Below are 22174 nucleotides of genomic sequence, written 5' to 3' on the forward strand. Positions count from 1 at the left end.
CGGCGGCACCAACACGGATGCCATCCTGATCGAGGACGGCAAGGTGGTCGGTGCGGTCAAGGCACCGACCAGCGAGGATGTCACCGGCGGCATCCTTGAAGCGTTGGCGAGGCTCGGCGACAGCGGCCTGCTGAAGGGCCGGCGCATCGACGGCGTGATGATCGGCACCACCCATTTCATCAATGCGGTGGTCCAGCGCCGGCATCTGTCGAAGGTCGCCGCGCTGCGCCTCGGCCTGCCGTCGGGCGCCTCGCTGCCGCCCTTTTGCGACTGGCCGAAGGACCTGGCCGAGCTGGTCCGCGGCGCGGTCTATATGGTCGAGGGCGGCCACGAATATGACGGCCGGCCGTTCATGCCGCTGGACCGCGAGGCCGTGGCCGGCGCGGCGCGCGACATGAGGGCGAAGGGGCTGACGGCGGTCGCCATCTCCTCGGTCTTCTCGCCGCTCGATCCCTCGCACGAGCGGGAGGCCGCCGAGATCGTCGCCAGGGAAAATCCCGGCGCGGTCATCACCTGCTCCTCCGATCTTGGCCGCATCGGCCTGCTGGAGCGCGAGAATGCCGGCCTGCTCAATGCCGCGCTGACCGACCTTGCCCGCGAGACCATCGCGGCCTTCGAGAAGGCCATCGCCGACAGCCGGATCGCCGCGCCGCTGTTCATCACCCAGAACGACGGCACGGTGGCGGAAGCCCACCAGGCCATGCGCCTGCCGGTCTATTCCTTCGCCTCCGGCGCCACCAATTCCATGCGCGGGGCGGCCTATCTCTCCGGCCTCGACGACGCCATGGTCGCCGATGTCGGCGGCACGACCACCGATATCGGCGAGTTGAAGAACGGCTTCCCGCGCGAGGCCAATTCGGTCGTGCAGGTCGGCGGCGTCCGCACGCTGTTCCGCATGCCGGATCTGCTGTCGTTCGGCCTCGGCGGCGGCAGCCATGTCCGGCTCGATCCGCTCGGGATCGGCCCGGTCTCGGTCGGCTATCGCCTGATGCGCGACGGCATCGCCTTCGGCGGGCAGCAACTCACCACCACCGACGTGGCGGTGGCCGCCGGCCTCCTGCCCATCGGTGATCGCCAGAAGGTCGCCCATCTCGATGCCGACACCGTCGGGCGCGTCTTCGCCGAGGCGCGGCGCATGGTCGAGGAGGCGCTCGACCGCATCAAGACCGAGGCCGGCGACGTGCCGCTGATCGCGGTCGGCGGCGGCGCCTTCCTCATCCCCGACACGATGGAGGGCGCCTCCCGCGTCGTGCGCGTGCCCCATGGCGACTGTGCCAATGCGGTGGGCGCGGCGATCGCGCAGGTCTCGGGCGAATGCGACCAGATCTTCCGCGATATGGCCCGTAACGACGCCATCGCCGCGGCCCGGCAGATCGCCGCCGACCGGGCGGTCGCGGCCGGGGCCGACCGGGCAACCATCGCCACCATCGAGACCGAGGACATGCCGATCGCCTACCTGCCGGGCAATTCGCTCAGGGTCCGGGTGCGGGTCGTCGGCGCGGTGGCGTCAGGGGCTGCGGAGGCGGCCTGAAGGCCGCTTCAGCCCGTCTCGGTGCGCCCGAGCCCGAGATAGCTCTCGACGATGCGCGGGTCGCGGGCAAGCTCCGCCGCCGGTCCGTCGAGGCTGATCCGGCCGAGTTCCATGACATAGGCGCGGTCGGCGGCATTGAGCGCGGCGCGGGCGTTCTGCTCGACCAGCAGGATGGCGACGCCCGCCGCCCTGAGATCAGTGATGATCCGGAAGATGTCGGCGACGATCTTCGGCGCAAGACCGAGGCTCGGCTCGTCGAGCATGAGAAGCCGGGGCCGCGCCATCAGCGCCCGGCCCATGGCCAGCATCTGCCGCTCGCCCCCCGACAGGGTGCCGGCCAGCTGGCCGCGCCGCTCCTCGAGCCGTGGAAAGCGCTGGAACACCTCGATGAGCGATTCGGCCGCCGCCTCGCGGGTGACGCGGAAGCCCCCGAGCCTCAGATTGTCCTCGACCGTCATCGCGCCGAACAGTTCGCGCTTCTCGGCCACCAGGCAGAGCCCGAGGCCGACCCGGTCCTCGGCCTCGACGCCGATCAGGTCGCGGCCGTCGAATGTCACGCGTCCGCGCGCGGGAAGAAGCCCCATGGCGGCATTGAGCAGCGTCGACTTGCCGGCACCATTTGCGCCGATCACGGTAACGATCTCGCCGGGCGCAACCGTCAGCGACACGTCGGTCACCGCCTCCACCCGGCCATAGGCGACCGACAGCTGCTCGATGGCGATGAGCGCGCTCATGCGTCCGTCCCCAGATAGGCGGCGAGCACGGCCGGATTGGTCTTGATCTCGGCGGGCGGGCCCTCGGCGATCTTGGTGCCGAAATCCAGCACGACGACATGGTCGGTCAGTGTCATGACGAAACCCATATCGTGTTCGACCAGCAGCACCGACACGCCCTCGGCGCGCAACTGGCGCAGCAGTTCGGAGAGCGCGGCCTTCTCGAAATGCCTGAGGCCCGCGGCCGGCTCGTCGAGCAGCAGCAGGTCGGGGTCGAGGCACAGGGCGCGGGCGATCTCGACGATGCGCTGCTGGCCGAGCGCCAGCGAGCCGGCCGGCTTGTGCATGTGTTCGGCAAGGCCGACGCGGGCGATCTGGCGCGCCGCCTCCGCCTTGATCCGCTTCTCCTCCGTGCGGTCGAGCCTGAGCAGACCCTGGACGAAGCCCGCCCGGCCGCGCAGATGCGCACCCAGTGCCACATTGTCCAGCACGCTCATCTCCGGCAGCAGCTTCACGTGCTGGAACGAGCGGGCGATGCCGAGCCCGGCCACGGCCTGCGGCCGGCTGCCCGTAATCGGTCGTCCGGCAAAGGCGACCATGCCGCCCGATGGTGGCGACACGCCGGTGATCAGGTTGAAGGTGGTGCTCTTGCCGGCGCCGTTCGGGCCGATCAGCGCGACGATCTCGCCGCGCCGCACCCGGAACGACACGTCGTTGACAGCCACCAGCCCGCCGAAGGCCTTGCGGGCGGCCGTCACCTCCAGCAGCGTCTCGGCCCCCGCGCGCGGGCGCGCGGGAAGCGGTTCGGCCGCAGCGTCGATATCCGGCGGCGCCGCCGGTGGCAGCAGCGCGGTGATGCGCGGCCACAGCCCCTCACGCGCGACGATCAGGATGGCAACCAGCAGCACACCGAACACGATGGTCTCGTAGAGCGCGGTGGTGCCGAACACCGCCGGCACGATGCGCTGGAGAATGTCCTTCAGGAACGTGACGAGGGTTGCGCCCACCACGGCGCCCCAGACCTGGCCGGCACCGCCCGAGACCGCCATGAACAGATATTCGATGCCCGGATGGACGCCGAACGGCGTCGGGTTCACCGCGCGCTGGACATGCGCATAGAGCCAGCCGGAAACGCCGGCCAGAAGCGCGGCATAGACGAAGACGGCGAGCTTCATCCGGGCCGGCTCGATGCCGAAGGCCTCCGCCGCCATGCGCCCGCCGCGCAGGGCGCGGATCGCCCGGCCGGTGCGGGAATCGAGCAGGTTTGTCGTGATGATCGCCGCGATCAGCACGAAGCCCCAGATGACGTAGTAGATCGCGCGCGGGTCGATCAGCGAGTGACCGAACAGGCTGAGCGGCGGAATGCCGGAAATGCCGTCGTGCCGGCCGAGAATCTCCAGCTTGCCGAAGGCGTAGTAGAGCGCGATGCCCCAGGCGATGGTTCCCAAAGGCAGGAAATGGCCGGACAGGCGCACGGTGACGAGGCCGAGCAGAACGGCGGCCATGCCGGTCACCACCAGCGCCACCGGCAGGGCGAGCCACGGGCTGTAGCCGAACTTGGTGGTCATCAGCGCCGAGGTATAGGCCGCGAAGCCGCAGAAGGCCGCCTGCCCGAACGAGGTCATCCCGCCGACGCCGGTGAGCAGGACGAGGCCCATGACGACGAGCGTCGCAAGGCCGATATTGTCCAGGAGCGTGATCCAGAACACCGACAGGCCCGGGATCAGCGGGATCACGGCCAGAACCGCCGCGAAGACGGGAAGGGCGAAGCGATGCATCGTCACTCCTCCTCGTCGTGGTGGGGATCGGTCCAGGACCGGATCAGCAGCACCGGCAGCAGCAGGGTGAAGACGATGACCTCCTTCCAGTCGCTGGCATGGAAGGAGGCGAAGGCCTCGATGATGCCGACCATCAGGGCGGCGGCTGCCGTCAGCGGATAGCTGACCAGCCCGCCGATGATGGCTGCGACGAAGCCCTTCAGGCCGATCAGGAAGCCGGTGTCGTAATAGAGCGTCGTCATCGGCACGATCAGCACGCCTGACACCGCTCCGATCACCGCGGCCAGTCCGAAAGCGATGCGCCCGGACAGCGCCAGGCGGATGCCGACGAGCCTTGCGCCGATGCGGTTCATGGCGGTGGCGCGCAGCGCCTTGCCGGTCAGGGTGCGCCCGAAGAACAGGCCGAGTGCCACGATCAGACCCGCCGTGATGACATAGATGGCAAGGCTCTGGCCGGTGGCGACGATCGGGCCGATCGGGATGGAGGCGTCCGACAGGGGCGGCGCGCGCAGCCCTTCGGGGCCAAAGAACACGAGGCCGACGCCGGTCAGGGCCAGATGCACGCCAACCGCCGTGATCAGCAGGACCAGCACGGAGGCATCCGCCATGGGCTGGAACGCGATGCGATAGAGATAGGGACCGATGGGGGCGACGATCGCCACGGTCAGCACGAGGTTGACCAGCGATCCGGCCTTGGCCGCCACCGCGACCTGGGTGATGGCCAGAACCGCAAGCGGCAATGCAATCTTGGCCAGCGCCTCCCGGCCGATCTGCGGCAGGTGCAGCGAGCGGCGTCGGGAGACGATCTCGGCTGCGAAGGCGACAAGGCCGAAGACCACGACCATATAGGCCGTGCCGGGGACGCGGCCGGCCTCCAGCAGGGCGAAAGTGAGGCCCCCATAGGCGACGAACTCGCCCTGCGGCACGAAGATGACGCGCGTGACGGCGAACACCAGAACGAGCGCGAGGCCGAGCAGCGCATAGATCGCGCCGTTGGTGATGCCGTCCTGCAGCAGGAAGAGAAGGATGGTGGTGTCCATCCCTCACTCCCGCTCGCGCAGGGTGTGGACGGATGGTGGCCATCCGGTGCAGCCTGTCACTGCGCCGCGGGGGTCGAGCACGTCAGGTCCTCCCTCAGGACCGCTCTCACGGCGGCTTTCCTGCAAATTAGATATAGTCTATAACTATTTTCGGGACGGCTGCAACAGGCGTCCCGCAGGAGGGCAGGGCCGATGGGCAAGGCCACGGCGCGGCGGCGCAAGCCATCGGCGGAGAGGCAATCCGGGGTCGTCACCCCGGCGGCCGCGCGGACGGATGGATGGCTGGACCACGGGCCGCTTCCGGGTCTGGTCGGCTATGTTCTCAGGCGTGCCCAGCTGGCCGTTTTCGACGATTTCATCCGCTCCTGCGACGCCCATGGCCTGCGACCGGCCCAGTTCAGCGCCCTTGTGCTGATCGACGCCAATCCCGGTCGCTCGCAGCGCGAGATCGCCGCGGCGCTCGGCATCCAGAGGCCGAATTTCGTGGCCATGATGGACGGGTTCGAGAAGCGCGGCCTGGCCCGCCGGCGGCGCTCGGACACCGACAGGCGCAGCCACGCGCTCGAACTGACTGCGGCCGGCCGCGACCTGCTCGACCAGGCCAAGGCGACCGTCCTCGACCACGAAGCGCGCATCACCGGACGGCTGACCAGTGCCGAGAAGGCCGAACTGCTGCGCCTGCTCGAAAAGATCTGAAGCGCCTCACTCCTCGAGCCAGCGAACCGCCTCCTCCAGCGAGGCCCGCGGCGTCCTGTAGCTGTTCACCGGCGCATCGGTGTCGGCGAACCCGAAGGAGATGCCGCAGACCACCTGTCGGCCTTCCGGAATGCCCATCAGCTCGCGCACCAGGTCCGCATGCACCGCGAGCGCCGCCTGGGCGATGGTGCCGACCCCATGCGCCTGCGCCGCCGACATGAAATTCGAGACATAGGCCCCGCAATCGACCGCGCCATAGACCCCGATCACCTCGTCCGTGGTGACGATGGCGATATGCGGCGCATCGAACAATTCGAAATTGCGCAGCGTCTGGCGCCTGTAGGCGTCCTTGTCGCCGCGGGCGATGCCGACGGCGCCGTAGAGCTGGAACCCGCAGGCGCGCCGGCGGTCGAGATAGACGCCGAGATAGTCGCGCGGGAAGGGCAGGTCGCTGGCATGGGCCCCGCCGGAAGAGGCCCGCTCCACCATGGCCGCGCGGAACCGGTCGCGGGCGGCGCCCGAGGCAATCGTCACCTGCCAGGGCTGGGTGTTGTTCCAGGAGGCGGTCTTCTGCGCCGTTGTCAGGATCGCCTCGATGGTGGCGCGCGGCACCGGGTCGGGACGGAAGGCGCGGCACGAATGGCGCGCGCTCATGATGCGGTCGAAGGCGGCGGCGTCCCCCTCCCTGACGGTTGCGAGGGGCTGGGCATCGGTCATGCGGCAGGTCCTTCCGGGATGGGTCGGGCGATGCCCTAGGCTGGCCGCCGCGGCCGCGCCGATCAAGGGTCCGAACGGGAGGGGGCCTGCCGGACCGCCGGTGGACCTGACGGCGCATGCGTGACGGCCTGACGCTGACGGAGGGTCTTCCGGGCGGGGCTGCGATCCGCTAAGCCTCGCCCGTCCCGGCCCGCCGAGGAGGCACCCGGCCGGAGCGTGCGGGAGCAGGGCGTGGCGACGGTTGAACTCGACGGGGTCAGCAAGGCCTTCGGAACCCAGAACGCCGTGGCAGGGGTCTCGTTCACGGTGGAAGCCGGCCAGCTCGTCGCGCTGCTCGGCCCGTCCGGCTGCGGCAAATCGACCACGCTGCGGCTGATCGCCGGCCTCGAACCGGCAACCGGCGGAACTATCCGCATAGCGGACAGGGACGTCACCCAGGCGGCGCCGTCCGAGCGCGGTGTCTCCATGGTGTTCCAGAGCTATGCGCTCTTTCCGCACCTGTCGGTTGCCCAGAACATCGTGTTCGGCCTGGAGGTCAGGAAGGTGCCGAAGGCCGAGCGGGCGCGTCGCCTGGAGCGGGCGGCGGGCATTCTCGGCCTCGAAACGCTGCTCGACCGCAAGCCGTCGCAGCTGTCGGGGGGCCAGCAGCAGCGGGTGGCCCTCGGCCGCGCCATCGTCGCGGAAACGCCGGTCTGCCTGATGGACGAGCCGCTGTCGAACCTCGACGCCCAGCTTCGCCTCGACATGCGCCGCGAGATCCGCGGGCTGCAGCGCCGGCTCGGCGTCACCATGATCTATGTCACCCACGACCAGGTTGAGGCCATGACCATGGCCGACCGGATCGTGCTGATGCGCGCCGGCCACCTCGAACAGCACGGCACGCCGGAAGAGCTCTACAACCGTCCGGCCACGGTCTTCACCGCCCGCTTCGTCGGCACGCCGCCGATGAATGTCCTGCCGCTGGCGTCCCTGGGCGAGGCGGCGGCGCGTCTTGCCCCTGCCGGCCGCGACCCGGCCGGGGTCTCGATCGGCGTGCGTCCCGAACATGTGCGCTTTGCCGGGAACGGATTTCACGCAACCGTCACATCGGTCGAATACCTCGGCGCTGACAGCCTCGTCGACGTCCGCCTCGGCGGCCACCCGTTCATCGTGCGCGTGCCGGGCAGGACCGGGCTCGGCGAAGGGCAGTCCATCCACCTCGAATGGGACGGAAGCCATGAACATTTTTTCGACACGGAAAGCGGCCGGCGGATATGATGAGCCGGCAGACAAACACAATCCTGGGGAGGACAAGACCATGACCAAGACCAGCCGCCGCACCGTCCTCGCGGGCGGAGCCGCGCTCCTTGCCGCGCCGCTCGCCGGCAGCCTTTCCGCACCGGCCATCGCCCAGGGCAAGGTCGAGGTGTCGTTCTTCTATCCGGTCGCCGTCGGCGGCCCGATCACCCGCCTCATCGACGCCTATGCCGCCGATTTCGAGAAGGACAATCCCTCGATCACGGTGAAGCCGATCTATGCCGGCACCTATCAGGAGACCATCGTCAAGGCGCTCACCGCCCACAAGAGCGGCACGCCGCCGGTCACCTCGGTGCTGCTCTCCACCGACATGTTCACGCTCATCGACGAGGATGCCATCATCCCGTTCGACGACTTCATCAAGACCGACGCCGACAAGGCGTGGCTGGGAAGCTTCTTCCCCTCGTTCATGGAAAACAGCCAGACCGGCGGCAAGACCTGGGGCATCCCCTTCCAGCGCTCGACCATCGTGCTCTACTGGAACAAGGACCTGTTCCGCGAGGCCGGCCTCGATCCGGAAAAGCCGCCCCAGACCTGGGCCGAGCAGGTCGCCTTCGCCGAGAAGCTGACCAAGCGCGACGGCAACACGACCACCCAGTGGGGCATCCAGATTCCGTCCTCGGGTTTCCCCTACTGGCTGTTCCAGGCGCTGGCCGTCCAGGCCGACGCGATCCTGATGAACCGCGAGGGCAACCGGACGGCCTATGACGCGCCGGGCGTCATCGAGGCGCTGCAGTACTGGGTCGATCTCTCGCGCAAGCACCGCGTCCACCCGACCGGCATCGTCGAGTGGGGCACCACGCCGCGCGATTTCTTCGAGCGCAAATGCGCCATGATGTGGACCACCACCGGCAACCTCACCAACGTGCGCAACAACGCCAAGTTCCCCTTCGGCGTCGGCATGCTGGCGGCGGGCAAGCGGCGCGGCAGCCCGACCGGCGGCGGCAATTTCTATCTGTCGAAGAAGTCCTCGCGCGCCGAGCAGGAGGCCGCCTTCAAGTTCATCCAGTGGATCACCACGCCGGAGCGCGCCGCCAAATGGGGCATCGACACCGGTTACGTGGCGGTCAGGGGCGATGCCTTCGAAACCCCGGTCATGAAGGAATATGTCGCCGGCTTCCCGGCCGCGGCGGTTGCCCGCGACCAGCTCCAGTATGCGGTGGCCGAACTGTCCACCCACGAGAACCAGCGCGTCACCAAGGCGCTCAACGACGGCCTGCAGGCCGCCCTCAACGGCACCAAGACGCCGGAAGCCGCCATGAAGGATGCGCAGGCCGAGGCCGAGCGCATCCTGCGCCCCTATCGCTGACATCTCTCATGCGGGGCGGTCGCCGCACGGCGGCCGCCCCCTGACCCTCCAGATGACATCGCTCCGCACCCGGACCTGGATCCACGCCTGGCTGTTGCTGGCGCCCTCGCTGGCGCTGCTCGCCCTGTTCACGCACTGGCCGGCCATCGGGACCCTCATCGACAGCCTCTATTCGACGCCGCGCGCACGCCGTCCGTCCCGCTTCGTCGGCCCGGCCAATTTCGAGCAGATGATGGCCGACCCCATCTTCTGGCAGGCGATGTGGAACAATCTGTGGTTCGCCCTCGGCACGATCCCGACCTCGATCGCGCTGGCGCTGCTCATGGCGGTCTGGGTGAATGACCGCATTGCCGGCCGCACGCTGGTGCGCATGGCCTATTTCACGCCGACCGTCCTGCCGATGATCGCGGTCGCCAATATCTGGCTGTTCTTCTACACGCCCCAGTACGGCCTGCTGGCGCAGATCCTTGGCGCCTTCGGCATCAACGGGCCCAACTGGCTCGGCTCCAACGAGACCGCCCTCTTCGCCGTCACGGTGGTGGCGGTCTGGAAGGAGGCCGGCTTCTTCATGATCTTCTACCTGGCCGCGCTCCAGACCATCTCGCCGAGCCTCGCCGAGGCGGCGGCGCTGGAGGGGGCGTCGCGCTGGACCTATTTCCGGCGCATCCAGTTCCCGCTGCTGATGCCCACCACGCTGTTCGTGCTGGTCAATGCCGTGATCGGGGCCTTCCGCACCATCGACCACATCTTCGTCATGACCCGCGGCGGACCGGACAACGCCACCGCCCTGCTGCTGTTCTACATCTACCAGGTCGGCTTTTCGTTCTGGGACACGAGCTATGCCGCGGCCCTGACGGTCGTCCTGCTCGCCATCCTCGCCTTCATCGCGCTGGCCCAGTACGGGCTCCTCGAGCGCCGGATCCACTACCGGTGAGGGGGCGGCGATGAGCGAAGTCTATGCGCCGCGCGGCTGGGGCAAGGCGGTCGAGACAGCGGGCGCCTGGCTGCTGGCGCTGATCTGGATCGCGCCGCTCGCCTATGCGGTCTGGACGGCGTTCCATCCGCCGGAATTCTCCACCCGCTTCGACCTGTTCGCGCCGCTGACCCTGCAGAATTTCGCGCGCGCCTGGGAGGCGGCCCCGTTCGCGCGCTATTTCCTCAACACCTTCATCCTGGTGACGGGGATCCTCGCCTGCCAGCTGGTGCTCTGCACGCTCGCGGCCTTCGCCTTCGCCCGCTACGAGTTTCCCGGCCGGACACTGGTCTTCGCCCTCGTCCTCGCCCAGCTCATGATCATGCCGGACGTGCTGATCGTCGAGAACTACAAGACCATGAATCGCCTCGGGATCCTGGATTCGATCCCGGCCATCGGCCTGCCTTACGTGGCCTCCGCCTTCGGCATCTTCCTCCTGCGTCAGACCTTCAAGACCGTACCGAAGGAACTGGACGATGCCGCGCGTGTGGAGGGGGCAAGCCCCATGCAGATCCTCTGGCGCGTCTATGTGCCGCTCGGCCGCCCCGTCTATATCGCCTACGGCCTCGTCTCGGTCAGCTACCACTGGAACAACTTCCTCTGGCCGCTGATCGTCACCAACTCGGTGGAGGCACGCCCGCTGACCGTCGGGCTGCAGGTCTTCTCCTCCACCGACCAGGGCATCGACTGGTCGATCATCTGCGCGGCGACGCTGATGACCTCGGCACCGCTGCTCATCGGCTTCCTGCTGTTCCAGCGCCAGTTCGTGCAGAGCTTCATGCGCGCCGGGATCAAATAGGGCGCGACCGGGCAGGGACAGAACGCCGCAGGCCGTGCGGATGGACAGATCGCGCGCTCGCGCGTTTCTGTCACGACCCGTTGCAGACAAGGAGCCGGAACCATGGCCATCACCCGCAAGGAAGAGGCCCGCGCGCTGAGCGCGGACGAACTCGCCCTCGTCGAGAAGTCCCATCATCCGGGCCTGCAGGAGCTCTCCGACAGCGACCTGCGCGACCTTGTCAGGCTGGTCCGCGAGCGGCGCGACAAGGCGCAGACAGACGTCAGCCGGCGCCGGCGCGAGGCGCGCGGCAAGGGCGCTCCGAAGGGCGCGACCCCGTCCGCCGGCGATGCCGGTTCCAAGACCAAGCTTGCCGTGCTGGCCATGGCGATGCGCCGCCTCAACGGCGAGGCGCAGCGCCGCAAGCAGATCGCCGCGACGGCTGCCACGGCGGCCGGCATGCGCAAGGCGCTGGAGATGAAGCAGGCCAGCGACCAGGGCCCTGCCTTCAACAGCCGCCACGCCCGCAGCGGCATGCGCGATGTCGGCAATACGCGCGCCCAGAACCTCGTCCGGCCGATGGAGCGCGGCCGGCAGCGCCAGGCGGCGAAGGTGGCGCAGGCCCGGCGCGACGCGCGCTAGGAGATTTGCCGCCGGGACGTCTGCAGGCTGCGCCGACGGACGGCGCAGCCTGAGGTCGGCTTTCGCACCTCTTGCCGAGCCGGCGGGCGTCCGGCTATGTTCCGCGCCGCGGGCGGGTGTAGCTCAATGGCAGAGCAGGAGCTTCCCAAGCTCACGACGAGGGTTCGATTCCCTTCACCCGCTCCAGCCCCGCCGCCGGTGCAGCGCTTCCGTCGCGGATAGCGCCCCCCTTACGGATACAGCCGCTGCTTCACCGTCCATGGCCCGTCGGGCACCTCGCGCAGGAACTGCACGCGGTCGTGCAGGCGGAACGGCCGGTCGTGCCAGAACTCCATCGACACGGGCAGGATGCGGAATCCGGACCAGTGGGGCGGGCGCGGCACCTCGCCGATCGGGTGCCTGGCCGTGTAATAGGCCACGGCCTTTTCCAGAGCGAACCGGCTTTCCAGCGGCCGCGACTGCTGGCTGGCCCAGGCGCCGATGCGGCTGCCGCGCGGGCGCGAGGCGAAATAGGCGTCGGCCTCCTCCGGCGTCACCATCTCCACGGGGCCGCGCAGGCGCACCTGCCGCCTGAGCGATTTCCAGTGGAACAGCCCGGCTGCCTTGCGCTGGCCGGTCAGTTCCGTGCCCTTGGCGCTTTCGGTGTTGGTGTAGAAGACGAAGCCGCGCGGATCGATGCCCTTCAGCAGCACCATGCGGGCATTCGGCAACCCATCGGCATCGACGCTCGCCAGCGCCATGGCGGTCGGGTCGTTCGGTTCGGATGCGGTTGCTTCGGCGAGCCAGGCCTCGAACAGGGCGAAGGGCTCGGTGCTTTCAGTAAAATCGTTCGGATCCGAACCGGACATTAACCAGCTCCGTTGTCTGATCGCCCGAAAAGAGCCCTGTTGGCTGCGGAGTATCTGCGTATGGGCGCATCAATCAGGAGCGGATGGACCCTTCGGGTTCGCCGTCTCTATAGCGAATTGCCGGGGGCGCGCCCATGCCCCCTGACGCATGGCGATCAGGCTGGCCGGCGTTTGCCGCGCCTCGCCTTCTGCTGTCTTGCCCTGTTCGCGCTCGAGGGCTGCACGGTGGCCCTGCCGTCGCTTTGGGAACGCACCAACACCGCTCCGCCGCTCACCGCCCAGATGGCGCAGCCCGCCGGCGACCCGCGCACCACCGGCTCGGTCAACCGGGGAGCCACCGCCACCGCACCCGCTGCCGGCGGCGCCCTGCCGATACCCCAGGCCGACTGGGACGCCGCCAAGGCCGTGCTCATGCAGGCGCTGGCCGACAATGCGGATACGCCGAGCCTGCCCTGGACCAATGCCGCCAGCGGCATGGGCGGCACGGTGACCGCCATGCAGCGCGCCAACGGCCCCAGCGGACAGACCTGCCGCGACTTCCTCGGGAGCGCCATCAAGGACGGCCGCGAGACCTGGTTCGACGGCCGGGCCTGCCGCAGCACGGGTCCCTGGGCGGTCACCGAGCTCCGGCCCTGGCGGCGGAGCTGAGCCCGGTCGCTCCCGAACTTGTGAAGCGGGCCTGCCGCCCCCACATGCATTCCAACTCAACGCTTTGCGGGGCGTGGCCTGCCGGCCGCGCCCTTTTCAAGGACGACCATGGCCCGCGATCCCTATGACGTCATCGGCGTCGCGCGCGCGGCGAGCGCCGACGAGATCAAACGAGCCTTCCGCAAGAAGGCCAAGCAGCTGCACCCGGACGCCAACTCGGGCGACCCGAAGGCGCAGGACCGCTTTTCCGAACTGAACAATGCCTACGAGCTGCTGTCGGACGCCGACAAGCGCAAGGCCTTCGACCGCGGCGAGATCGACGCCGAGGGCAAGCCGCGCTTCACCGGCTTCGAGGGTTTCGGCGGCGGCCGGCCCGGCCCGGGTGCAGGGCCTCAGGGAACGCCGTTCGGCGAGACCATCTTCGAGAGCTTTTCCTTCGGGCCTGATGGCGTTCGCCGCTCCTCGAACCGGCCGGGCGGCGGCCCGCCGGGTGACGATTTCTTCGACATCTTCTCCCGCATGGCCAGCGGTGGTGCGGGCGCGCGCGGCCCCGATGCCTTCGAGCCCGGCCCGTCGCCGCGCGGTGCCGGCACGGACATCACGCTGACCGTGAAGGTGCCGTTCCTGGACGCGGCCCGCGGCTCGACCCAACGCGTCGTGCTGCCCACCGGCGAGTCGGTGGATGTGCGCATCCCGCCGGGCACCCGCGACGGCCACCGTCTGCGCCTGCGCGGCAAGGGCCGGCCGTCGAGCCTCGGCCGCCTTCCGGGCGATGCCTATGTGGTGATCGCCGTCGAGCCGCACCCGGCCTTCCGTGCCGAGGGCAAGGACTTGCGCCTCGACTTACCCGTAGCCCTCGACGAGGCGATCCTCGGGGCCAAGGTGCGCGCGCCGACCCTCGACGGCGAGGTGGAACTGACGCTGCCCGCCATAACCTCCTCGGGCAAGACCTTCCGCCTGCGCGGTAAGGGTCTGCCATCCGACTCAGGGGCCGGCGACCTCTATGTCACCGTCCGCATCGTGCTGCCGGAGGCGAGCGCCGACCTCGAGGGGTTCGCGCGCGTTCTGAAGGACCGTCGCAAGACGGATCCGCGCGAGGGGCTCTAGGCGCACGGCGGGCTCTCTCGGATCGGGGCGGTGCTGCCGATCCGGGGGAGGGGCGAGCCTGTCGCCACCTGAACGGGGGATGATGGATGCAGCTGACCTTTGAAACCGACAGGCTGCTCCTCAGGCCGCGCTCGACGATGGACTTCGCAGCGTGCCTTGCGATGGACCGGGATCCCGAAGTCACGAAATATGTAGCCGGGCCCTGGAGCAATCCCGTCGAGCACGAGCAGTTTCTGCGAAACAGGCTTGCGGCGTCCTATGGAGATGGGCTCGGATACTGGTCGATCTTCCCGAAGTCCGAACCGCAGCAGTTCCTCGGCTGGATTCTCCTGATTCCTTATGATGGGAAGGGTCCCGACATCGAGATTGGCTGGCGGTTGAACCGCCTCTCGTGGGGCAAGGGCTATGCCACGGAAGCAGCCAGGCCGCTTGTTCGTCATTCATTCGAGGTGCTGCGCCTCGAAAAGATCGTCGCCGACATACACCCCGAAAACGAGCCCTCGATGAGGGTCGCCGCGAAAATCGGCATGCGGTTCGTTGGAGATGTCCGCTACGAGGGGACCTTGCTGAAATCCTACCGGATGGCCAGCAGCCACCACCGGACAGGCTAGGTTAGCGCCCCCCGATGGATTCATATCGGCGTCCCCGGGCGAGATAGGGAGAGCCGGCGGCCAGCCCGTCCGCCTTGCGCCCAGAGCCCCGCAATGGCATAGGAACCGGCTGATTTGCAGGCGGAATGCCGGGCGAGGAACATTATGACGGGCATCATGAAGGGCAAGCGCGGCCTCATCATGGGGGTTGCGAACAACCGTTCCATCGCCTGGGGCATCGCCAAGTCCTGTGCCGAGCAGGGTGCGGAGCTTGCCTTCACCTACCAGGGCGATGCGCTGGAGCGGCGCGTGCGCCCGCTGGCGGCAGAGCTTGGTGGTCATGTGGTCGGCCATTGCGACGTGACCGACACGGCGACGCTGGACGCCGTCTTCGCCGAGACCGCGCGGCTGTTCGACGGCAAGCTGGACTTCGTGCTCCATGCCATTGCCTTTTCCGACAAGGACGAGCTGACCGGCCGCTATGTCGACACCTCCGAGGGCAATTTCACCAAGTCGCTGCTGATCTCCTGCTATTCGTTCACGGCCGTCGCCCAGCGCGCAGAGAAGCTGATGACCGATGGCGGCTCGATGCTCACCCTGACCTATTACGGCGCCGAGAAGTGGATGCCGCACTACAATGTCATGGGTGTCGCCAAGGCGGCGCTGGAGGCGAGCGTTCGCTATCTGGCGGCGGATCTCGGCGAGAAGAACATCCGCGTCAACGCCATCTCGGCCGGCCCGATCAAGACCCTTGCCGCCTCGGGCATTGGCGACTTCCGCTACATCCTGAAGTGGAACGAGTACAATTCGCCGCTGCGCCGCACGGTCACCATCGAAGAGGTCGGCGATTCCGGCATGTATTTCCTCTCCAACCTGTCGCGCGGCGTGACCGGCGAGATCCACCATGTGGATGCCGGCTACCATGTGGTCGGCATGAAGAACCCCTACGCGCCGGACATGAGCGTCGTGAAGGAGTGAGGGCAGCGCGTCATCCGCCGTCGCTGCTCCGCCGCCGGTCGGCGATCCATGCCGCCGCCAGCACGGCTAGCCCCATGGCTCCGATGACGAGCGGTGAAAACAGAAGGGTCAGCGGATAGAGCGGCTCGGCGAGGGCGCCCCCGATCCGGATGCCGTTCGCCAGCAGGATCTGGATGACCGCCCCGTAGAGCACGAAGGCCTGGCCCGCGGCCATGGCGGCAAGGCCCGCCGCGGCAGCCTGCCAGCCGGCCGGCCGGGTCAGGATGCGGGCCAGCACCAGCCACAGAAGCGCGAACGGCAGCAGGTTCCAGACCGCGACCAGCGCGAGCTTTCCCGGCACGCTGCCCGGCCAGCACAGCACCACCGTGACCAGAGCGACGAGGCCGCCGGCCGCGGCGGCCATCGCCGCAGCCCGGCGGGCGGATGCGCGCCGCCGGTTCTCCAGCAGGCGGCTTGCCGCCGTGCCGTCCCCGCCGGTCATCGGGTCTCGCCGCCCGTGGCCGCCCGGCGCGTGCGGGCGTGCAACTCCACCGCCATGGCTGCGACCAGGCCGATCAGGCCGGCGCCGCCGGCATAGAAGGGGACGATGAGGGAGGCGAGCCCGTAGAGCGCCTCCTGCCGGACACCCTCGATCCGCCAGCCGTGGGCGTGGATCAGAAACTGCTGGCCGGTCAGGAACAGGAACCAGGCCTCCATCGCGGCCATGGCGACAAGGCCGGCAAGGCCGACCGCCCAGGCGGAGCGGCTGGTCAGCGTCCGGTCGAGCACGATCCAGATGCCGGCCAGCGGCACCCAGTTCCAGGCGATCACCAGCGGCATCATCCAGGCGTCGCGGCCGAAGCCGCTCATCAGCACCATGGCGACCGCCATGGCCGCCGCCAGCAGCACGGTGGCAAGGCCGAGCCACCGCAGGGTCGGGGCAGGGGTGGGAACGGTGTCGGGCAGGTCCTCGGTCATGCTCCTTTGTCGCTGCGACGCAGCGAAAAGTTCGATGGCCCCGGTCGCGCCCTGCCGTTCCGGTGAGAGCCCGCGGACCCTCAGAGATAGAAGAACCGCTCCTCGACGATCTTGCCGTCGCGCACGGTGTAGAGGCCGACCTCCGCCAGGTTGATCCGATCGCCTTCGACCTTGCGGGTGAAGTCAAAGGCCATGTGCACCGCGAACTGGTCGCCATGCACATAGGGACCCTGCACCGTGGCGCTGTGGACCTCGTGGTTGGCCACCCACCACTCGCCCTTCTGGCGCACGCCATCCGCGCCGCTGACCTTCGCCATCGGGCCGTCCATGCTCTCCAGGCTGACAATGTCGGGTGCGTTGTATTTGGCGGCCGCCTCGGCGTCGCGGCCCTGCTTCAGCATGTCGGTGAAATCGAGTGCAACGTCACGGGTGTTCATGGGTGCCTCCTTCGGCGCGAGTGGTCCTGCCGGGGACGATCGCAAGGGCCGGGCTGCCGGATGTCAGCATGCCTTTTCGGCGATCCGCCGTGCCGCACCTGCGAAGGCTTGATTGCCGGCTGCGGCCGGGCCACCATCGTCCGTCACGGCCCGCGAGCGGCCGGCTTCCACGGGAGCGTCATCCATGAAACTGAAGGCCCTTCTCGTCGCCGCGGTCGCCGCCGTCGGCGCCACCGTCGGCATGGGCTATGCCCTTGCCCAGGAGAAGCTGAAGATCGGCTTCGTCTATGTCGGTCCCGTGGGCGACCACGGATGGACCTACCAGCACGACCTCGGCCGCCAGGCGGTCGAGCGCCAGTTCGGCAACCGCGTGGAGACCACCTTCGTCGAGAAGGTGGCCGAGGGACCGGATGCCGAGCGCGTCATCGAACAGCTCGCCCGCACCGGCCACCGGCTGATCTTCACCACCTCGTTCGGGTTCATGGACCCGACCGAGCGCGTGGCCCGCCGTCATCCGAACGTGCGCTTCGAACACGCCACCGGCTACAAGCGCGGTCCGAACCTTGCCACCTATGCGGGCCGCTTCTACGAGGGCCGCTACATCCTCGGCCAGATCGCCGCGCGCATGTCGAAGACCGGCACGGTCGGCTATATCGGCTCCTACGCCATTCCCGAGGTCATTTCGGGCATCAATGCCTTCATGCTGGGGGCTCAGTCCATTCGCCCGGACCTGAAGGTCCGCATCGTCTGGGTCAATTCCTGGTACGATCCGGGCAAGGAGGCCGACGCCGCCAAGGCACTGGCCGACCAGGGCGCCGACATCCTCGCCCAGCACACCGATTCCCCCGCCGCCATGCAGGTCGCGGCCCAGCGCGGCATCCTCGCCTTCGGGCAGGATTCCGACATGCTCCGCTTCGGGCCGAACGCGCAGCTCACCTCCATCGTCAACGACTGGGCGCCCTATTACGTCCGGCGCGTGCAGATGATGCTCGACGGCCAGTGGACCTCCGGCGACACCTGGGGCGGGCTGAACACCGGCCTCGTCCACATGGCGCCCTATACCAACATGCCCGCCGACGTGAAGGCGATGGCGGAAGCGACGGAGGCGGCCATCAAGGCCGGCACACTGCATCCGTTCCGCTGTCCCGTCGTGCGCCAGGACGGCCAGACCGTGCCATGCGAGGGCAATGGCACATTGGCCGATCCGCAGATCCTCGGCATGAACTTCTACATCCGCGGCATCGACGAGCGCGTGCCGAGCGGCAATTGAGGGGCGCGGGAGGCCGGCCGGACGCTGGTGGCAGGCCCCCTCACCCCAAGTCTGACCGGGTGAGGAGCAAGCCGCGTCGGCGCCGATTGCCTCCCGCCGACCTCCTCGTCTAAGAACGGGAACCCGCCGCCTTTCGCGGCGGGTTTCGCGTCTCATGTGTCATGTCCGCTCCCATCGCCACGCCCGTGCTCTCCGCCTTCCGCCGCATCGTGGTGAAGGTCGGCTCCTCGTTGCTGGTCGACGGCACGCGGGGCGCCGTGCGCCAGGCCTGGCTGGAAACGCTCGCGGACGACATTGCCCGCCAGGCGGCCCGCGGGGCCAATGTGCTGGTCGTCTCCTCCGGCGCCATCGCGCTGGGGCGCACCATCCTGAAGCTGCCGAAGGGGCCGCTGGAGCTTGAACAGAGCCAGGCGGCGGCCTCGGTCGGCCAGATCGCCCTGGCTCGCGCCTGGTCGGAGGTGCTCGGCCGCCACGGCATTGTCGCCGGACAGATCCTCGTGACCCTCAACGATACCGAGGAGCGCCGGCGCTATCTGAACGCCCGGAACACCGTGGAGACGTTGTTCGAGGTGCGCGCCGTGCCGGTGGTCAACGAGAACGACACCGTGGCAACCGACGAGATCCGCTACGGCGACAATGACCGCCTCGCCGCCCGCGTCGCCACCATGATCGGCGCCGACCTGCTGGTTCTGCTCTCCGACATCGACGGTCTCTACACCGCCCCGCCGCAGAACGACCCTTCCGCGACGCTGATCCCCGTGGTGCCGCGGATCACCCCGGAGATCGAGGCCATGGCTGGGGGCGCTGCCTCCGAACTGTCGCGCGGAGGCATGACCACCAAGGTCGAGGCCGGCAAGATCGCCACCACGGCCGGCACGACCATGGTGATCGCCTCCGGCAAACACGATTCGCCGCTCGGCCGGATCGAGGCCGGCGGACCCTGCACCTGGTTCCTGACGCCGACGCATCCGGTCACCAGCCGCAAGAAATGGATTGCCGGCTCGCTGGAGCCGCGCGGCGTCCTCTGGCTCGATGCCGGGGCGGTCGGTGCGCTGCGCCTCGGCAAGAGCCTGCTGCCGGCCGGCGTTGCGAGGGTCGAGGGCGCCTTCGAGCGTGGCGACTGCGTGGTGGTGCGCGGGCCCGACGGCGCCGAGATCGGCCGCGGCCTCGTGGCCTATGACGCGGTGGCGGCCGTGCAGATCATGGGCCGCAACTCGAAGGCCATCGAGGCCGTGCTCGGCTATCGCGGCCGCTCGGAGATGATCCATCGCGACGATCTGGTGCTGGCGGCGGAATAGGCCGGCGGGGCGCAGGCCCGCTACACCATCATCGCCTGCTTCTCGCGCCGGCGCTGGACCGAGGACGGGATGCGCAGGGCCTCGCGATACTTGGCCACCGTCCGGCGGGCGATGTCGATGCCCGAATCCTTCAGCTTGTCCATGATGGCATCGTCCGAGAGCACATCGTCCGGCGTCTCGGCGTCGATCATCTGCTTGATCCGGTAGCGCACGGCCTCGGCCGAATGGCTCTCGCCGCCGACGGCGGAATTGGCGATCGACGAGGTGAAGAAATACTTCATCTCGAAAATGCCGCGGCTGGTGGCGATCGACTTGTTGGAGGTGACCCGCGACACGGTCGATTCATGCATGCTGATGGCGTCGGCAATGGTCTTCAGGTTCAGCGGCCTGAGATATTGCACGCCGAGGGCGAAGAAGGCGTCCTGCTGGCGGACGATCTCGGTCGCGACCTTCAGGATGGTGCGCGCCCGCTGGTCCAGCGCCCGCGTCAGCCAGGTCGCCGTCTGCATGGCGTCGGCAAGGAAGCTCTTGTCCGTGTCGTTCTTCGCGGTCTTGGAGACGCGCGCGTAATAGCTCTGGTTGACCAGCACCTTGGGCAGGGTTTCGGAATTGAGCTCGACCAGCCAGCCGCCGTCCGGGCCGGCCCGCACCATCACGTCCGGCACCAGCGGCTGGACGGGCGCAAAGCCATAGGCAAGGCCCGGCTTGGGGTTCAGCCGGCGGATCTCGGAGACCATGTCGGCAAGGTCTTCGTCATCGACCGCGCACAGCTTTCTCAGGGCACCGAAGTCACGCTTGCCGAGCAGTTCCAGATGCCCGACCAGAACCTGCATCGCCGGGTCGAAGCGGTCCTTCTCCTTCAGCTGGATGGCAAGGCATTCGGCGAGATTGCGCGCGCCGACACCCGAGGGCTCGAAGGTCTGGATCACCTCGAGAACCGAGACGACGTCTTCCAGTTCCGCGCCCAGCCGGTCGGCGACATCCTCGACAGCGACCGTCAGGTAGCCGGCATCATCGATGGAATCGATCAGCATCTGGCCGATCAGCCGGTCGGCGGGCACTTCCACGGCCAGCGCGAGCTGGTTGGAGAGGTGGTCGGCCAGCGACAGATCGGCCGACACGAAGGCCTCGAGATTGTAGTCCTCGCTGTCCGAGCCGCCGGAGCCGACATTGGTCCATGACGAGGTCATGGGGTCCGAGCCGGCATCGGCGTGGCGCACCTCCGGCCCCTTGTCGTCGGGAAAGACGTTCTCCATTTCGGTGCCGAGCCGCTCCTCAATCTCGGTGCGGCTTGGTCCCATGTCGTCGCCCAACCAGTCGCCGGCCTGGGCATCGCCCTCGACGGGAGCGGCCGCCGGGGCCGCGTCACCTTCCGGACCGGCCTCGTTTGCCGGCTCGGCGCGTTCGAGCAGGGGGTTCTTCTCAAGCTCCGCCTCGACATAGGCCATCAGGTCGAGATTGGAGAGCTGCAGCAGCTTGATCGCCTGCATGAGCTGGGGCGTCATGACCAGCGACTGGCCGACGCGAAGCTCGAGACGTGCAGACAGGGCCATCGGGTTCCTTGCCGATCAGGTTCGATCCAACCACCGAAGCCCGATCATACGGCCGAAGCGGTGATTAGCAAGGTTCATGCCATGAGACGGGTGACTACGTCGTTAAGACCATCGGCGGGGTTGCGGGGCCGGCCGGCCTAGAGTCGGAACTCTTCGCCGAGATAAAGCCTGCGCACGTCGGGATTGGAGACGATCTCGCCGGGCGAGCCCTCCATCAGCACCTGTCCGGAATGGATGATATAGGCCCGGTCGATCAGGCCCAGCGTCTCGCGCACGTTGTGGTCGGTGATGAGCACGCCGATCCCGCGCTCCTTCAGGTGGCGCACGAGGTTCTGGATGTCGCCGACCGCAATCGGGTCGATGCCGGCAAAGGGCTCGTCGAGCAGCATGAACGAGGGCTTGGTGGCCAGCGCCCGGGCGATTTCCAGGCGCCGCCGCTCGCCGCCGGACAGCGCGATGGCCGGGCTCTTGCGCAGGCGCGTGATGTTGAACTCGTCGAGCAGGGCGTCGAGCTCCTGCTCGCGCTTGGCCTTGTCGCGCTCGGTCACCTCGAGCACGGCCCGGATATTGTCCTCGACATTCAGGCCGCGGAAGATCGAGGCCTCCTGCGGCAGGTAGCCGATGCCGAGCCGGGCGCGCCGGTACATGGGCAGCGCGGTGATGTCCCGCCCGTCGAGCGCGATGCGGCCCTTGTCGGCCTCCACCAGGCCGGTGATCATGTAGAACACCGTGGTCTTGCCGGCACCGTTCGGCCCGAGCAGGCCGACCGCCTCGCCGCGCCTGACGTCGAGGTTGACGCCCCGGACCACGGCGCGCCCCTTGTAGGACTTCCACACGCCGTGGACGCCGAGAAAGCCCTCCTCGGAGCGGGGTTCGAGCGCCTCCTGCGGCGCCGGCGCGCGCGGCGGCTGGTCGAGGAGCGCCACCTCCGCGGCCATCTCCTTCACCAGCCAGTCGGCATCCACCGCCGGGGCAGGGGCCTGCGACGGCTTGCGCCCGATCAGGCCGGTCATGC

Annotated in this window: 23 protein-coding genes and 1 tRNA gene; 14 read left to right on the plus strand and 10 right to left on the minus strand. The window is 68.5% G+C overall.

Annotated features, from left to right (window positions below; translation table 11 throughout):
- Nucleotides 1-1531 (plus strand): hydantoinase/oxoprolinase N-terminal domain-containing protein (locus tag ACTIFS_RS02685; RefSeq protein ID WP_439572501.1); only part of this gene is annotated, 1531 nt, incomplete at its 5' end.
- 8 nt (nucleotides 1532-1539) lie between these two features.
- On the opposite strand, the gene ACTIFS_RS02690 is transcribed toward ACTIFS_RS02685, so the two are convergent.
- From ACTIFS_RS02690 to ACTIFS_RS02700, 3 genes are read right to left on the minus strand one after another with little or no spacing between them, the layout of a single operon-like run.
- Nucleotides 1540-2265, minus strand: coding sequence for an ABC transporter ATP-binding protein (locus ACTIFS_RS02690; RefSeq protein WP_439572502.1), 726 nt, complete (start codon nucleotides 2263-2265; stop codon nucleotides 1540-1542).
- Entirely contained in the window at nucleotides 2262-4022 is a 1761-nt protein-coding gene (locus ACTIFS_RS02695; protein WP_439572503.1) for a branched-chain amino acid ABC transporter ATP-binding protein/permease, read from the minus strand. Before ACTIFS_RS02695 ends, ACTIFS_RS02690 begins: the two co-directional genes overlap by 4 nt.
- Nucleotides 4023-4024: 2 nt before the next feature.
- A complete protein-coding gene (locus ACTIFS_RS02700; RefSeq protein WP_439572504.1) occupies nucleotides 4025-5062 on the minus strand; it encodes a branched-chain amino acid ABC transporter permease in 1038 nt (345 codons plus the stop codon).
- A gap of 192 nt (nucleotides 5063-5254) precedes the next feature.
- On the opposite strand from ACTIFS_RS02700, the gene ACTIFS_RS02705 reads away from it, so the two are divergent.
- Nucleotides 5255-5758: a MarR family winged helix-turn-helix transcriptional regulator gene (locus ACTIFS_RS02705; protein WP_439572505.1), complete on the plus strand. Its 504-nt coding sequence runs from the start codon at nucleotides 5255-5257 to the stop codon at nucleotides 5756-5758.
- A 6-nt stretch (nucleotides 5759-5764) separates the two neighbouring features.
- Here the strand turns inward: ACTIFS_RS02705 and ACTIFS_RS02710 are convergent, their stop codons facing one another.
- Nucleotides 5765-6475 carry a nitroreductase gene (locus ACTIFS_RS02710; RefSeq protein WP_439572506.1) on the minus strand — a complete coding sequence of 237 codons (711 nt, stop codon included), beginning with the start codon at nucleotides 6473-6475 and terminating at the stop codon, nucleotides 5765-5767.
- Between the two features lie 231 nt (nucleotides 6476-6706).
- On the opposite strand from ACTIFS_RS02710, the gene ACTIFS_RS02715 reads away from it, so the two are divergent.
- The 6 genes from ACTIFS_RS02715 to ACTIFS_RS02740 all read left to right on the plus strand — a co-directional run bounded on the left by ACTIFS_RS02715 (nucleotide 6707) and on the right by ACTIFS_RS02740 (nucleotide 11659).
- Nucleotides 6707-7732 carry an ABC transporter ATP-binding protein gene (locus ACTIFS_RS02715; RefSeq protein ID WP_439572507.1) on the plus strand — a complete coding sequence of 342 codons (1026 nt, stop codon included), beginning with the start codon at nucleotides 6707-6709 and terminating at the stop codon, nucleotides 7730-7732.
- 40 nt (nucleotides 7733-7772) lie between these two features.
- Complete coding sequence (locus ACTIFS_RS02720) at nucleotides 7773-9080, plus strand: ABC transporter substrate-binding protein (RefSeq protein WP_439572508.1); 1308 nt, start codon at nucleotides 7773-7775, stop codon at nucleotides 9078-9080.
- A 52-nt stretch (nucleotides 9081-9132) separates the two neighbouring features.
- Nucleotides 9133-10014 carry a carbohydrate ABC transporter permease gene (locus ACTIFS_RS02725; RefSeq protein WP_439572509.1) on the plus strand — a complete coding sequence of 294 codons (882 nt, stop codon included), beginning with the start codon at nucleotides 9133-9135 and terminating at the stop codon, nucleotides 10012-10014.
- A gap of 10 nt (nucleotides 10015-10024) precedes the next feature.
- Nucleotides 10025-10852: a carbohydrate ABC transporter permease gene (locus ACTIFS_RS02730; RefSeq protein WP_439572510.1), complete on the plus strand. Its 828-nt coding sequence runs from the start codon at nucleotides 10025-10027 to the stop codon at nucleotides 10850-10852.
- 102 nt (nucleotides 10853-10954) lie between these two features.
- On the plus strand, nucleotides 10955-11473 hold the full coding sequence (locus tag ACTIFS_RS02735) for a hypothetical protein (protein WP_439572511.1): 519 nt from the start codon (nucleotides 10955-10957) through the stop codon (nucleotides 11471-11473).
- A 112-nt stretch (nucleotides 11474-11585) separates the two neighbouring features.
- Nucleotides 11586-11659, plus strand: a tRNA-Gly gene (locus tag ACTIFS_RS02740).
- A gap of 44 nt (nucleotides 11660-11703) precedes the next feature.
- On the opposite strand, the gene pdxH is transcribed toward ACTIFS_RS02740, so the two are convergent.
- Entirely contained in the window at nucleotides 11704-12321 is a 618-nt protein-coding gene (pdxH, locus tag ACTIFS_RS02745) for a pyridoxamine 5'-phosphate oxidase (protein ID WP_439572512.1), read from the minus strand.
- Nucleotides 12322-12492: 171 nt separating this feature from the next.
- On the opposite strand from pdxH, the gene ACTIFS_RS02750 reads away from it, so the two are divergent.
- The 4 genes from ACTIFS_RS02750 (at nucleotide 12493) to fabI (ending at nucleotide 15644) form a co-directional block, all read left to right on the plus strand.
- Nucleotides 12493-12969, plus strand: a complete 477-nt coding sequence (locus ACTIFS_RS02750; protein WP_439572513.1) for an RT0821/Lpp0805 family surface protein — start codon at nucleotides 12493-12495, stop codon at nucleotides 12967-12969.
- 108 nt (nucleotides 12970-13077) lie between these two features.
- Nucleotides 13078-14076, plus strand: coding sequence for a DnaJ C-terminal domain-containing protein (locus tag ACTIFS_RS02755; protein WP_439572514.1), 999 nt, complete (start codon nucleotides 13078-13080; stop codon nucleotides 14074-14076).
- Between the two features lie 86 nt (nucleotides 14077-14162).
- On the plus strand, nucleotides 14163-14687 hold the full coding sequence (locus tag ACTIFS_RS02760) for a GNAT family N-acetyltransferase (RefSeq protein ID WP_439572515.1): 525 nt from the start codon (nucleotides 14163-14165) through the stop codon (nucleotides 14685-14687).
- 144 nt (nucleotides 14688-14831) lie between these two features.
- A complete protein-coding gene (fabI, locus tag ACTIFS_RS02765; protein ID WP_439572516.1) occupies nucleotides 14832-15644 on the plus strand; it encodes an enoyl-ACP reductase FabI in 813 nt (270 codons plus the stop codon).
- A gap of 10 nt (nucleotides 15645-15654) precedes the next feature.
- On the opposite strand, the gene ACTIFS_RS02770 is transcribed toward fabI, so the two are convergent.
- From ACTIFS_RS02770 to ACTIFS_RS02780, 3 genes are all read right to left on the minus strand, one after another.
- Nucleotides 15655-16125 carry a hypothetical protein gene (locus ACTIFS_RS02770; RefSeq protein WP_439572517.1) on the minus strand — a complete coding sequence of 157 codons (471 nt, stop codon included), beginning with the start codon at nucleotides 16123-16125 and terminating at the stop codon, nucleotides 15655-15657.
- Entirely contained in the window at nucleotides 16122-16601 is a 480-nt protein-coding gene (locus tag ACTIFS_RS02775) for a hypothetical protein (protein WP_439572518.1), read from the minus strand. The genes ACTIFS_RS02770 and ACTIFS_RS02775 overlap by 4 nt, the downstream gene beginning before the upstream one ends.
- Before the next feature lie 80 nt (nucleotides 16602-16681).
- A complete protein-coding gene (locus tag ACTIFS_RS02780) occupies nucleotides 16682-17038 on the minus strand; it encodes a SnoaL-like domain-containing protein (RefSeq protein WP_439572519.1) in 357 nt (118 codons plus the stop codon).
- A 184-nt stretch (nucleotides 17039-17222) separates the two neighbouring features.
- Between ACTIFS_RS02780 and ACTIFS_RS02785 the strand changes: the two genes are divergently transcribed.
- Both ACTIFS_RS02785 and proB read left to right on the plus strand, forming a co-directional pair.
- Nucleotides 17223-18308 carry a BMP family ABC transporter substrate-binding protein gene (locus ACTIFS_RS02785; protein ID WP_439572520.1) on the plus strand — a complete coding sequence of 362 codons (1086 nt, stop codon included), beginning with the start codon at nucleotides 17223-17225 and terminating at the stop codon, nucleotides 18306-18308.
- A 161-nt stretch (nucleotides 18309-18469) separates the two neighbouring features.
- Nucleotides 18470-19606, plus strand: coding sequence for a glutamate 5-kinase (gene proB / locus ACTIFS_RS02790; RefSeq protein ID WP_439572521.1), 1137 nt, complete (start codon nucleotides 18470-18472; stop codon nucleotides 19604-19606).
- Nucleotides 19607-19626: 20 nt separating this feature from the next.
- Here the strand turns inward: proB and rpoN are convergent, their stop codons facing one another.
- On the minus strand, nucleotides 19627-21159 hold the full coding sequence (gene rpoN / locus ACTIFS_RS02795) for an RNA polymerase factor sigma-54 (RefSeq protein WP_439572522.1): 1533 nt from the start codon (nucleotides 21157-21159) through the stop codon (nucleotides 19627-19629).
- A 137-nt stretch (nucleotides 21160-21296) separates the two neighbouring features.
- On the minus strand, nucleotides 21297-22172 hold the full coding sequence (gene lptB, locus ACTIFS_RS02800; protein WP_439572523.1) for an LPS export ABC transporter ATP-binding protein: 876 nt from the start codon (nucleotides 22170-22172) through the stop codon (nucleotides 21297-21299).
- Nucleotides 22173-22174: the final 2 nt, after the last annotated feature.

This window comes from Phreatobacter sp. (assembly GCF_051860605.1).
Taxonomy (GTDB): domain Bacteria; phylum Pseudomonadota; class Alphaproteobacteria; order Rhizobiales; family Phreatobacteraceae; genus Phreatobacter.

Coding starts and splice junctions, on each gene's coding strand:
- pdxH (WP_439572512.1), bottom strand. CDS start 12,321: ATGTCCGGTTCGGATCCGAACGATTTTACTGAAAGCACCGAGCCCTTC.
- proB (WP_439572521.1), top strand. CDS start 18,470: ATGTCCGCTCCCATCGCCACGCCCGTGCTCTCCGCCTTCCGCCGCATC.
- ACTIFS_RS02735 (WP_439572511.1), top strand. CDS start 10,955: ATGGCCATCACCCGCAAGGAAGAGGCCCGCGCGCTGAGCGCGGACGAA.
- ACTIFS_RS02775 (WP_439572518.1), bottom strand. CDS start 16,601: ATGACCGAGGACCTGCCCGACACCGTTCCCACCCCTGCCCCGACCCTG.
- fabI (WP_439572516.1), top strand. CDS start 14,832: ATGACGGGCATCATGAAGGGCAAGCGCGGCCTCATCATGGGGGTTGCG.
- ACTIFS_RS02705 (WP_439572505.1), top strand. CDS start 5,255: ATGGGCAAGGCCACGGCGCGGCGGCGCAAGCCATCGGCGGAGAGGCAA.
- rpoN (WP_439572522.1), bottom strand. CDS start 21,159: ATGGCCCTGTCTGCACGTCTCGAGCTTCGCGTCGGCCAGTCGCTGGTC.
- ACTIFS_RS02780 (WP_439572519.1), bottom strand. CDS start 17,038: ATGAACACCCGTGACGTTGCACTCGATTTCACCGACATGCTGAAGCAG.
- lptB (WP_439572523.1), bottom strand. CDS start 22,172: ATGACCGGCCTGATCGGGCGCAAGCCGTCGCAGGCCCCTGCCCCGGCG.
- ACTIFS_RS02770 (WP_439572517.1), bottom strand. CDS start 16,125: ATGACCGGCGGGGACGGCACGGCGGCAAGCCGCCTGCTGGAGAACCGG.
- ACTIFS_RS02695 (WP_439572503.1), bottom strand. CDS start 4,022: ATGCATCGCTTCGCCCTTCCCGTCTTCGCGGCGGTTCTGGCCGTGATC.
- ACTIFS_RS02700 (WP_439572504.1), bottom strand. CDS start 5,062: ATGGACACCACCATCCTTCTCTTCCTGCTGCAGGACGGCATCACCAAC.
- ACTIFS_RS02725 (WP_439572509.1), top strand. CDS start 9,133: ATGACATCGCTCCGCACCCGGACCTGGATCCACGCCTGGCTGTTGCTG.
- ACTIFS_RS02720 (WP_439572508.1), top strand. CDS start 7,773: ATGACCAAGACCAGCCGCCGCACCGTCCTCGCGGGCGGAGCCGCGCTC.
- ACTIFS_RS02760 (WP_439572515.1), top strand. CDS start 14,163: ATGCAGCTGACCTTTGAAACCGACAGGCTGCTCCTCAGGCCGCGCTCG.
- ACTIFS_RS02690 (WP_439572502.1), bottom strand. CDS start 2,265: ATGAGCGCGCTCATCGCCATCGAGCAGCTGTCGGTCGCCTATGGCCGG.
- ACTIFS_RS02755 (WP_439572514.1), top strand. CDS start 13,078: ATGGCCCGCGATCCCTATGACGTCATCGGCGTCGCGCGCGCGGCGAGC.
- ACTIFS_RS02785 (WP_439572520.1), top strand. CDS start 17,223: ATGAAACTGAAGGCCCTTCTCGTCGCCGCGGTCGCCGCCGTCGGCGCC.
- ACTIFS_RS02710 (WP_439572506.1), bottom strand. CDS start 6,475: ATGACCGATGCCCAGCCCCTCGCAACCGTCAGGGAGGGGGACGCCGCC.
- ACTIFS_RS02730 (WP_439572510.1), top strand. CDS start 10,025: ATGAGCGAAGTCTATGCGCCGCGCGGCTGGGGCAAGGCGGTCGAGACA.